11 protein-coding genes are annotated in these 10,632 nt (G+C 73.4%); 8 read left to right on the top strand and 3 right to left on the bottom strand.

The genetic code is table 11. The annotated features are described in order from the left end of the window. Window positions 1-415 precede the first annotated feature (415 nt). The 4 genes from BCD48_RS10875 to BCD48_RS10860 all read left to right on the top strand — a co-directional run bounded on the left by BCD48_RS10875 (window position 416) and on the right by BCD48_RS10860 (window position 3,916). Entirely contained in the window at window positions 416-1,192 is a 777-nt protein-coding gene (locus tag BCD48_RS10875) for an SCO family protein (RefSeq protein ID WP_071048227.1), read from the top strand. Next, window positions 1,189-1,980, top strand: coding sequence for a MauE/DoxX family redox-associated membrane protein (locus BCD48_RS10870; protein WP_071048226.1), 792 nt, complete (start codon window positions 1,189-1,191; stop codon window positions 1,978-1,980). Before BCD48_RS10875 ends, BCD48_RS10870 begins: the two co-directional genes overlap by 4 nt. Continuing rightward, a complete protein-coding gene (locus BCD48_RS10865) occupies window positions 1,977-2,813 on the top strand; it encodes a DsbA family protein (protein WP_071048225.1) in 837 nt (278 codons plus the stop codon). The genes BCD48_RS10870 and BCD48_RS10865 overlap by 4 nt, the downstream gene beginning before the upstream one ends. A 332-nt stretch (window positions 2,814-3,145) precedes the next feature. After that, the gene (locus BCD48_RS10860) at window positions 3,146-3,916 is read left to right on the top strand and encodes a dienelactone hydrolase family protein (RefSeq protein WP_071048224.1); all 771 of its coding nucleotides are present in this window, start codon (window positions 3,146-3,148) and stop codon (window positions 3,914-3,916) included. Between the two features lie 33 nt (window positions 3,917-3,949). Here the strand turns inward: BCD48_RS10860 and bcp are convergent, their stop codons facing one another. After that, entirely contained in the window at window positions 3,950-4,441 is a 492-nt protein-coding gene (bcp, locus tag BCD48_RS10855; protein ID WP_071048223.1) for a thioredoxin-dependent thiol peroxidase, read from the bottom strand. A 169-nt stretch (window positions 4,442-4,610) separates the two neighbouring features. On the opposite strand from bcp, the gene BCD48_RS10850 reads away from it, so the two are divergent. Beyond that, complete coding sequence (locus BCD48_RS10850; RefSeq protein WP_071048233.1) at window positions 4,611-5,126, top strand: DinB family protein; 516 nt, start codon at window positions 4,611-4,613, stop codon at window positions 5,124-5,126. A gap of 37 nt (window positions 5,127-5,163) precedes the next feature. Here the strand turns inward: BCD48_RS10850 and BCD48_RS10845 are convergent, their stop codons facing one another. Both BCD48_RS10845 and BCD48_RS10840 read right to left on the bottom strand, forming a co-directional pair. After that, window positions 5,164-5,676, bottom strand: a complete 513-nt coding sequence (locus BCD48_RS10845; RefSeq protein ID WP_071048222.1) for a mycothiol transferase — start codon at window positions 5,674-5,676, stop codon at window positions 5,164-5,166. Window positions 5,677-5,822: 146 nt separating this feature from the next. Then, entirely contained in the window at window positions 5,823-6,368 is a 546-nt protein-coding gene (locus tag BCD48_RS10840) for a lytic transglycosylase domain-containing protein (protein WP_071048221.1), read from the bottom strand. Between the two features lie 197 nt (window positions 6,369-6,565). On the opposite strand from BCD48_RS10840, the gene BCD48_RS10835 reads away from it, so the two are divergent. The 3 genes from BCD48_RS10835 to BCD48_RS10825 all read left to right on the top strand — a co-directional run bounded on the left by BCD48_RS10835 (window position 6,566) and on the right by BCD48_RS10825 (window position 10,556). Then, window positions 6,566-8,203 carry a helix-turn-helix domain-containing protein gene (locus tag BCD48_RS10835; RefSeq protein ID WP_491677129.1) on the top strand — a complete coding sequence of 546 codons (1,638 nt, stop codon included), beginning with the start codon at window positions 6,566-6,568 and terminating at the stop codon, window positions 8,201-8,203. Window positions 8,204-8,598: 395 nt separating this feature from the next. Beyond that, a complete protein-coding gene (locus BCD48_RS10830) occupies window positions 8,599-9,615 on the top strand; it encodes an ACP S-malonyltransferase (RefSeq protein WP_071048219.1) in 1,017 nt (338 codons plus the stop codon). Next, the gene (locus BCD48_RS10825; protein WP_071048218.1) at window positions 9,615-10,556 is read left to right on the top strand and encodes a beta-ketoacyl-ACP synthase III; all 942 of its coding nucleotides are present in this window, start codon (window positions 9,615-9,617) and stop codon (window positions 10,554-10,556) included. The genes BCD48_RS10830 and BCD48_RS10825 overlap by 1 nt, the downstream gene beginning before the upstream one ends. The last annotated feature ends 76 nt before the right edge of the window (window positions 10,557-10,632 follow it).

The raw sequence follows: 10,632 nt of genomic DNA, 5'->3' as shown, positions 1-10,632 counted from the left end.
TTTTCGCACACCCTTTGGCCCTCTAGTGATCCTGGGGACAACGGCCGCCGGGTGTGCGAAGGAAGATCATTTTCGCACACCCTTTGGCCCTCTAGAACCAATCAGGGCCATCGGAGCCGAGGAGGACGCGGGCCGCTAGCGGGACCGCCGATGGGAGTTCGGGCCGGCCGGCGGAACGAGGCACGGCGAGGTATCAGGTATCTACGGCAGTACGTCCATATATGTACACCGGCGACCCGCCCTGTTCTCCGGAAACGCTGTGCCGCCATCCTTCGTTTACGGTTACGGCTGGCCACGCCCATCACGGCGCCGCGCCGGCATGAACCGAGACCTACCGCAGGTAGCAGCGCGCGCCGACGCGTATCGGCACCGACGACGCCGCCCACGCCTGCTCATGCTCTCAGCGTGGAGGATCATGGTCGTCACCTCGCCGGCACTCGCCGACGACATCCGCCGCGCCCAGGCGCGCCGCGCACAAAGCGAGGCCACCTCCGCATCCGGCCGGGAAGAGCCGCGCCGGGTCCACGCGCGCGGGCCCGCGGCCGGGACGCCGGTCGCCCTCCTGACGCTGGCGGCACTGCTCGCGGGCGCGACGGCCTGCGCGGACCGCACCCCCGGAATGCGCGCCGCGGTGGTCGGCGAGCGGCGCTCGGACGGCCTGCACGGGATCAGCCCCGCGACACCCGCGCCGAAGCCGGCGCTGAACCTGACCGGGACCGACGAGCTCCCCTTCGACCTGCGCGCCAGGACCGACGGCCTGGTGACGCTGCTGTACTTCGGTTACACCCACTGCCCTGACGTGTGCCCAGCGACGACGGCCGACCTCGCGCAGGCGATGGGCGAGCTCGACCCGGCGGTGCGAGCGCGGATCCGCGTCGTGTTCGTCAGCACCGACCCGGCGCGCGACACACCGGCCGTGCTGGCCGCCTGGCTGCATCACTTCGACCCAGGATTCGGCTTCTACGGCCTGACCGGCCCGTTCACCGAGGTGCGGGCCGCGGCTCGGGCGCTGGATGTCAACGTGGAACAACCTCGTACGGGGGCAGACGGCGTGATCGAGCAGAACCAGGACGCCGAGGTGCTGGCGTTCGGCCGCGACGGCCGACTCGCCCTGCGCTACCCGCCGGGCACCCAGATCACCGACTACATCCATGATCTTCCGGTCCTGGCCGCGCAGAGGGCGACGCGGTGACCCGCACTCCCCCGCTCGCGGACGCCGGAGACCGGACAGGTGGCCGGTCCTTCGGGGCGCGCGCCTGGGTCCGCGCGGTTTCGACGGCGCTGCGGCTGGCGCTCGCGGTGCTGTGGCTGGTGGCGGGAGCGCTCAAGGTCGGCGACGCGGCCGGGATGGTCCGCACGGTGCGCGCGTTCCGGATCCTGCCGGAGAGCCTCGTCCACCCGGTCGCCTACGCCGTGCCGTTCGTCGAGATCGCGCTCGGCGTGCTTCTCTTGCTGGGCCTCGCCGTGCGCGCCTGCGCGCTGCTGTCCTCGCTGATGCTCGCCGCGTATATCGCGGCGATCGCGTCCGCCGCGGCTCGTGGCCTGCGCATCGAGTGCGGCTGTTTCTCCTCGGGCGGTGACCTCGCCAAGGACGCGCCCACCCATTACACGTCGGAGCTTGTCCGCGACAGCCTGCTTCTGGTCGCCAGCGGGCTGCTCGCTCGCTGGCCAGGCGGTTATCTCGCCCTGGACCGTCTGCTGGACGCGCCGGCCGCCGGCCGCCGGCGCCCGGGCGCGGCCGAGGACGAGTACGAGTACGACGGCGAGTACGACGACGAGACCTGGGACGAGCACGACGAAGCCTGGGATGACGGCGACGCGGCCGGGGGCGACTGGCGCGGCCGGGTGGGCGACGGCGGTGACACCGAGGGCTGGGACGGCCCCGACCGGCACCCGGCGGACGGCCGGGCCGGGTCCGCCGGGCCGCGAGAGACCCGACGCGGAGATGGGGCGGGACGACGGATGGGGCGCGACCGATGAACAAGGGCACGGGAAGCAGGCCTGGCGACCGGGCAGGACAGGGTGCTGCCAACGGCGGCCAGCCGCCGCGCGCCGCCGGCGGCGCGGCCCGGCGGGGCGACGGCCGGCCAGGGCGGGACCCGCGCGCCGCGGCGCGCCAGCAGCGGGCCGCCGCGGCTCGCGAGGCGGTCGAGGCACGGGAGCGGCGGCGCCGCCGGATGATCGTGCTCGCCTCGGTGGTCGGCGTCATCATCGTCGCCGCCGTCGTCGGGATCCTCGTCCAGAACTCTCGCCAGGACTCCAAGCCCGTCGTGATCCCGGCGAACGCGACCGGGCCGGACAACGGGATCGTCGTCGGCAAGGCGAACGCCCCGGTCACGGTCGAGTTCTACGAGGACTTCCAGTGCCCGGTGTGCAAGCAGTTCGAGACCACGACCGGGCCGACCGTCCAGTCGCTCATCGACGACGGCAAGATCAAGGCTGTGTACCACATGATGTCGTTCATCGGGCCCGACTCGGTACGCGCCGCGAACGCGGGCGCCGCGGCGGCCCAGGCCGGCAAGTTCAAGCAGTACCACGACCTGCTTTACGCCAACCAGGGCACGACGGAGAACTCCGGCGCCTTCACGAACGACAAGCTGATCGAGCTCGGCTCGCAGGCCGGGCTAACGTCGTCGGAGTTCACGGGCGCGGTGCGCTCCGGCACGTATGACGGCTATGTCGCCAAGGTCGAGGACAACGCGTCCAAGCGCGGCGTGACGGGCACGCCCACCGTCAAGATCAACGGCAAGACGCTCAGCAATGAGCAGCTCGTCCCCGATGCCTTCAAGGCAGCCGTCAGCGCCGCCGGTTAGATCCGGGGCCGGGTCGGCGGCCGGCAGAGGCGCGCCCATCTCTGCTCCGGAACGGGTGCCGGAGCGGAGATGGGCGGGTGCGAGATAATGTTTTGCGGCAGTGCCAGCCGCCGGCGATGCCGTGCCCCGACGAGCCAGGGCCCGGAGGAGTACCAGCTGGAGATGGCTCCCGCTGGCCGAGCCCGAGCCAGGACCGCGCTGGTCGGGGGTAGCCGCCCGTCGCCCGGCCGCCGGCCGCGACCAGGCAGGTCCTTCCGGCCCAGCCGCCGCGAGCGCGGATGTCCGCTCCGTGTGCCCGCGTCGGCCACCAAGAAGACTCCAGGGAGTCACGCATGACCGTGTCCAAGCTCGACGTGCGCACCGAGGACGGTGTCATGGACGTCTACCTGCACCTCCCGCCGGCCTACCAGGCCGAGGGCGGCGAGCCGCTGCCGACCGTGATCATGTATCCGGACGCCTTCGGCGTGCGGCCGGTGACGCAGGACATGGCCGACCGGCTCGCCGCCCTCGGCTACGCCGTCGCGCTGCCGAACGTCTTCTACCGCACCCCGGACGCCGGCCCGTTCGACGGGGCGACGGCCTTCTCCGACCCGGAGATCCGGGCTCGCCTGTTCGGCGTCATGCAGAAGGCGACCACCACCGCGGTGATGGGTGACACCGGCGCGCTGCTGACGGCCCTGGATGACGTGCCGGCCGCCAGGAGCGACAAGGTCGGCACCACCGGCTACTGCATGGGCGGCCGGCTCGCGTTCGCCGCGGCCGGCGCGCACCCGGACCGGGTCACCGCCGCCGCGTCCTTCCACGGCGGTCGGCTCGCCATCGAGGACGACCCGGAAAGCCCGCACAGGCACGCCGGCGAGGTGCGTGCCCGGCTGTACTTCGGCGTCGCCGACAACGACGGTTCCTGCACCCCCGAGGACCAGGCCCGCCTCGCCGCGGCGCTCGACGCGGCCAAGGTCGACTACCGGATGGAGGTCTATACCGGCGCGATGCACGGCTTCGCGGTCAAGGACCTCCCCGTGTACGACGAGGCCGCGGCCGAGCGGCACTGGGAGCGCACCGCGGAGCTGTTCGACTCCACCCTCAAGGCACCAGCCGCCTGAGGGCGTGGCGGGGGGCGCGCGGGGGCGCCCCCCTCAGGCCGTGGCGAGGCCGAGGTCGCGGATCAGCTTGGCGACGTGGCCGGTCGCCTTGACGTTGTACAGCGCCTTCTCGATCTTTCCATCGGCGTCGACTACGAACGTCGAACGGATCACGCCGACGGTCTTCTTCCCGTACAGCGTCTTCTCGCCGTACGCGCCGTACGCGCCGAGCACGGCCCGATCCGGGTCGGACAGCAGCGGGAACGTCAGGCCCTCGTTGTCGCGGAACCTGACCAGCTTCGCCGGCTTGTCCGGGGAGATCCCGAGCACGTCGAGGCCCGCGTCGTTCAGCTGGGCCAGGCTGTCCCTGAAGTCGCAGGCCTGCTTGGTGCAGCCGGGAGTGCTCGCGGCCGGGTAGAAGTAGACGATCACCCGCCGGCCGCGGAAGGACGCCAGCGACACCTGGTTGCCGTCGGCGTCGGAGAGCGTGAAGTCGGGAGCCGGGTCGCCGACGGTGAGCCGGGCACTGCCCGAGTTCTCGGTCATGGCCGCAACCTAGCCCCACCCCGCCGAACCCGGCAAACCGCCACCCGTGGCCTGCCGGCACCGCCCGGCACCACCGGGCCCTCGCTCCGGGCGGGCGCCTGCTCACCGCCTCCCGGGCACGGGTACGCGAGGCGTCGAACCTGTCGCAGGCGGACGCGATGATGTGGGCATGACGTGGACCGCGCCGAACATCATCCGGATGGACGAACCGACCGCCGGTGGCGAGCGCGAGCAGCTCGAGGCCTGGCTCGACTACCACCGCCAGACGCTCCTGCTCAAGTGCTCCGGCCTGACCGTCGACCGGCTGCGGGAGCGTGCCGTCCCGCCGTCGGCGCTGTCGTTGTTGGGTCTGGTGCGGCATATGGCCGAGGTGGAACGGGGCTGGTTCCGCACCAGGTTCGCGGGTGAGGACCTGGCGCCCTACTGGGTCAGGCAGAACAACCAGGACGCGGACTTCGACGACGTCGACACCGCCGATCCCCAGGAGGCCTTCGACGCCTTCGAGAAGGAGGTCGCGGGGGCCCGCTCGGCCGCGGCCGGCCGGTCGCTGGATGACGCGTTCGTCCACCGCGGCAACACCTTGACCCTGCGTTGGGTCTACTTCCACATGATCGAGGAGTACGCCCGCCACAACGGCCACGCCGACCTCCTGCGCGAACGCATCGACGGCATCACCGGGGACTGAGGACGCTCGGGGCTCGCGGGCGGGTGAGGCGGCGGCGTCAACCGGCAGGGAGGAGACCGCGGACGAAGGCGGCCTGGCCGGCATGCTGAAGATCATCGGCGATGACGCTGACCAGGCGGACGACGAGCGTCACCGGCGGGTCCCAGCTGGTGTCGACGACCCGCTCCAGGTCGGGGTCGGTGAGCGGGGCGACGAAACGCAGGGTCGCGTCGTGGACCGCGTCGTAGTAGCCCGTGAGCAGGTCCGGGTCGCCGACCCGGACGCTGTCGACCTGGGCCGAGGTGTGCCCGTAGCCATGGGACTCCGGCGGGAGCGGCAGGCCGAACCGGCCGTACCAGCCCGCCGACGTCCATACCTGCTCCGTACCGGCGACGTCGGCGACGTGGTCATCCTGTACTCGGGCCAGGTGCCACACCAGCCAGGCGATGGAGTTCGCCCTACCGTCGAGCCGGTGGTTGAGCTGCTCGGCGGACAGCCCGTCCACCGCGCCGTGAACGACTTCCCGGACGCGCCCGAAGGCGTCCACGAGCACATCAGCGCCGCTGGCCATCGCGAGTCCTTCCGCCGCGGGGACCCTCTCCCGTAGCGTCCCAGGCCACCGCCGCGACGGCCACCGTTCGGCAAGCCCGATCTCGCCGGGGCGGACCACGCCTTCGTGGGCGGCCCCTTCACCACACCCTCCTACGACGCCGACCGTCAGATCTCGGAGGCGTAGGTCTCCGCCCAGGAATTGATCTTCGCAATGTAGGACCTGGTCTCGGCGAAGTCGGGAACGCCGCCGGCCGTCCGCACGGCGGTGGGACCCGCGTTGTACGCGGCGAGGACCAAGGAGATCTGGTCGCCCGGCAGGTCGCCGACGAGCTCCGAGAGATGCTGTTCGTAGTGCGCGGCGGACGGGATCGCGTCAAGCGGGTTGAGCGGGTCGGCGACGCCGTCACCGTCGCCGTCGAGGCCGAACTCGGCCCATGTCCGCGGCAGGAACTGCATCATGCCGACCGCGCCGGCGCGGGAGATCGCCGATGAGTCGAACCGGCTCTCCACCCGGGCCTGCGCGGCGAGCTGGGCGGCCGACAGCAGGCCGTAGGTGGCGGCGGCGTCCCGGAAGACAGGCACCAGGTCGGCCGGGATCAGGCCTTCGGTCTTCATCGGCAGCACCTGTGAGCACCCGCCGAGCAGGCCGGTGAGCGCGCCGACAAGGCCCGCCACGAAAACCGTGGCACGGGGCGGTCTGGGTCGGGGCATCGGCTCATTGTCGCCGTGCGCCCGCCGGCGCGTCCGGCATCTCCCCTCAGCCGGTCGCCCAGCCGGTCTCCGGGCGGCTTCGCGGCCATGGCCGTCGGCGCGTTCCGGCACCGCGCCGGGACGCGCCCGCGGGTCGCACGCGGCGCCGTGACCGGCACGCGAACGTCGGCGAGCCCCCGTGATGCATGCTGGTCGCCGTGACCCCGCCATCGGCCGAACCCGCATCCGCGCACGGCCGAACCTCCCAGCAGACCTCCCAGATTGGCTTCGCCAATCCGGCAGGTACCTCGGGCTTCGCCAATCCGGCAGGGACCCCGGGCTCCGCCGATCCGGCGGGAACCCCGGGCTCCGCCGATCCGCCCGCGCCGCCCGCCCTACTCGCGCCACCCCTGGCACCGGCCGCCCGGACCGGCGATACGGGCCCGGACCGGGCCGGCGGCGGGCGCGCCGAGGCCGACGCCGGGACGAACGACGCGGTCATCCGGCGCATCGAACGGGCCAGCGGGCTGCTGGCGAACAAGGCCGTCGCCAGGATGTCCGAGCTGCTGCCCTGGTATCCGGGGATGTCGGCCCGGCACCGCGCCGACATCCAACTCGTGGTGCAGGCGGGCATCGCCTCGTTCGTCGAATGGTGCCGGCGCCCCGAGCATGCCCGCGACCTGTCCAGCGACGTGTTCCGGGTGGCGCCGCGCGAGCTGGTCCGGGCGGTCACCTTCCGCCGGCTCGTCGACCTGGTCCGGGTGGCCGTCGAGACGATCGAGGCCGAGGTCCCGAACATCGTCGAGCCGGAGCACGAGCAGCGGGTGCTGACCGACGTGCTGCGCTACTCCCGCGACATCGCGTTCGCCGGCGCGGTCGTCTACGCCCGTGTCGCCGAGGAGCGCGGCGCCTGGGACGCCCGGCTGGAGGCGCTCGTCGTCGACCACGTCGTGCGCGGCGACCAGGACAGGGCGCTGTCGTCGCGGGCGGCGGCGGTCGGCTGGCGCAACCCGCCCGCGGTGACCGTCGTCGTAGGCGCGGCGCCGCCGCAGGCGCCGGAGGCGGTCGTCGACGAGGTGCACCGGCTGGCCCGCTCGGCGGGCCTGGAGGTGTTGACCGGTGTGCACAACCAGCGGCTCGTCATGATCGTCGGCGGCCGCTTCCGGCTCGACGAGACCGGTACCGACGCGGTGCCAGGCGGGACGGCCGGCATCGTCGCGGAGCCGCCCGCCTCCCCCGCCGGCGTGCCCGCGGCCGGCGCGTCCAGGGCGGCACGGGCCGAGGAGAGCGCGGTGCCCCGCGAGGCCGCGGCCCGCGCCGTCGCGGCGGCGACCGGTGACCCGAACCGGCCCGGCCGCCCTCGTCGCAACCGCGCCGCCACGAGCGGCATCGACTCGGTCGTGGAGGCCGCTCGGGTACTGATGCCGGCGTGCGGGCCTGGTCCGGTGGTGGTCGGCCCCGTCGCCGCGGATCTCGCCGGCGCCGCCGAGTCCGCGCGAGCCGCGATCGCCGCGGCCGACGTCGTCGCCGCCTGGCCGGCGGCGCCGCGGCCGGTGACCGCGCGGGCGCTGCTGCCGGAGCGAGCCCTCGCCGGCGACGAGCGGGCCCGCCGGGTGCTCATCGACGAGATCTACCTGCCGCTGCGCGACGCGGGCGCGCCGCTGCTGGAGACGGCGGGCACCTACCTCGACTTCGGCGCCTCCCTGGAGGCCACCGCCAGGGCCCTCTATCTCCACCCCAACACCGTGCGTTACCGCCTGAGAAAGGCGTCGGAGGTGTGCGGCCTCGACACGGCCGACCACCGCCAGCGGTTCACACTGCACATAGCGCTCCTCCTCGGCCGCCTCGAGGGATAGCTCCCGACGAGCCGGGAAAGCGTCTCCGCCGTCAGTCAGGCGTGGATCGGGGACGCCCCCCGGCGGGCCTCCCCGGTCGGCCGAGCCGAGCCGTGCAGCCAGGCCAGGCGGACCATCGGGGCCGCCGGAACCCCGCGGCGAACACTCGTCGTGTCGTGGACGACCTACAGGCGTGATGGTGCGAACATGGCCTTCCACCGGCTCCTCGCCGGTGCGACAACGGTCACATCGCCCGACTTAACGGCCCTGTCACACGATTGTCGGCCCAGGTGCCGCGAGGTGACTAACGTACCCGTCCGGGCGCTGCGTTTTGTAGGACTGCTACAACGAGCCGTCGGCACATCGGTGAGTGGCCGCCAGCGACAGCGGGCGCCCGCGAAGGGTTAGGTAGTGACGTGCTCGCCATCCTCGCGCCAGGCCAGGGCGCCCAAGCCCCAGGAATGCTCCAACCGTGGCTCGAACTGCCGGGCGCCGCGGCGCGCCTGCGCTGGTTCGCCGCAGCCGCGGGCATCGACCTGGTCGAGCTCGGCACCGAGGCTCCGGCGGAGACCATCAGGGACACGGCGGTCGCGCAGCCACTGATCGTCACCGCCGGCCTGATCGCGGCCGAGCAGCTGGGGCTGCCCGTCCCGGGCGGTGTGGCCGCCGGGACGCTGCTGGTCGCCGGCCACAGCGTCGGCGAGATCACCGCCGCCGCGCTCGCCGGCACGATCTCGCCTGAGACCGCACTGGCGCTGGTGGCGCTGCGCGGCCGGGCCATGGCGGCGGCCTCGGCTCGTACCCCGACCGGCATGTCGGCGCTGCTCGGCGGCGACCCGGAGGAGGTCGCCGCGCATCTGGAGGGCCTGGGCCTGACGCCGGCCAATCGCAACGGCGCCGGCCAGATCGTCGCCGCGGGCGACCTCGATGCGCTGGCGAAGCTCGCCGCCGAGCCGCCGCCCGGTGTCCGGGTTCGCCCGCTCGCCGTCGCGGGCGCGTTCCACACCCACTACATGGCCTCCGGGCGCGACGCGCTCGCCGAGGTCGCCCCGGGCATCCGCCCCGGCACGCCGGGCCTCGGCCAGGTCTCGAACGCGGACGGCGCCGTGGTAACCGACGGGCGAGAGATGGTGGCCCGGCTCGTCGGCCAGGTCGCCGCCCCGGTGCGCTGGGACCTGTGCATGGCGACGCTGCGCGAGCTGGGCGTGAAGGCCGTCATCGAGCTGCCTCCCGCCGGCACGCTGGCCGGCATCGCCCGCCGGGAGCTGCCCGGAGTGAAGATCCTGCCAGTGAAAAGCCCCGACGACCTGCCGGCGGCGCGCGAACTGCTGGCGGAGCTCGTCGGCGTCGGGCAGCCGCCAGCGGCGACGGTTACGATTCCCGCGCCCGCCGGCGAGCCCGTCCCGGCCGGCGCCCGTGGTGGGGAGGCCTGATGACCGCCGCCGCTCGAGTCCTTGGCCTGGGCACGTACCGCCCGGTGCGCGTCGTCACCAACGACGACCTCGCCCAGCGCGTCGAGACCTCCGACGAGTGGATCCGCAGCCGGACGGGCATCGCCACCCGCCGGATCGCCGACGCCGACGAGACGACGGTCATGATGGGCGCCGCGGCCGCCGAGAAGGCACTGGCCGCCGCCGGCGTCGCCGCGGGCGACATCGACCTCGTCATCACCGCGACCTGCACGAGCCCGTCGCAGATCCCGGGGGCGGCGCCGCAGATCGCGCACCGCATCGGGGTGCACTCCGCCGGCGCGTTCGACATCAACGCGGGCTGCGCCGGCTTCTGCTACTCGCTCGCCCAGGCCGCGGACACGGTCCGCTCGGGCACGGCCCGCCACGTGCTCGTGGTCGCCACCGAGAGGCTGTCCGACTACACCGACTGGGACGACCGCACGACGTGCATCCTGCTCGCCGACGGCGCGGGCGCCGCGGTCGTCGGGTCCGGCGAGAGCGACGAGATCGGCCCGGTGGTCTGGGGCCACGACGGCTCCCGCCCGGACGTGATCAGGGTCCCCGGCCACGGCGACAACCTGTTCCGGATGGAGGGGCAGGCGGTCTTCCGCTGGGCCCTGACCCTGGTTCCGACGCTGCGCAGGATCTGCGAACGCGCCGGCGTCGCGCCGGAGGAGCTCGCCGGGATCGTGCCGCACCAGGCCAACCTGCGCATCATCGAGGCGCTGGTGGGCGGCCTGGGCGCGCGGAACGCGGTCGTCGCCCGCGACGTCGTCGACTCCGGGAACACCTCGGCCGCGAGCATCCCGCTGGGTCTGTCGCGGCTGCTCGACGCCGGCGAACTGCGGCGCGGCGACCCGGTCCTCCTGTTCGGTTTCGGTGCCGGCTTGACCTACTGTGGCCAGGTCATCCGATGCCCCTGAAGGCGGTGCCGGCCGGGGCGCGCGAACCCTGCTCCCCTCCCGCCGGCGGCTTCGCCAGGACCCTCGCCAGGGTGTC

Source organism: Pseudofrankia coriaricola (assembly GCF_001854805.1).
Lineage (GTDB): Bacteria > Actinomycetota > Actinomycetes > Frankiales > Frankiaceae > Pseudofrankia.
The sequence above is the reverse complement of the archived record's forward strand: the minus strand, read 5'-3'. Positions and strand labels throughout refer to the sequence as shown.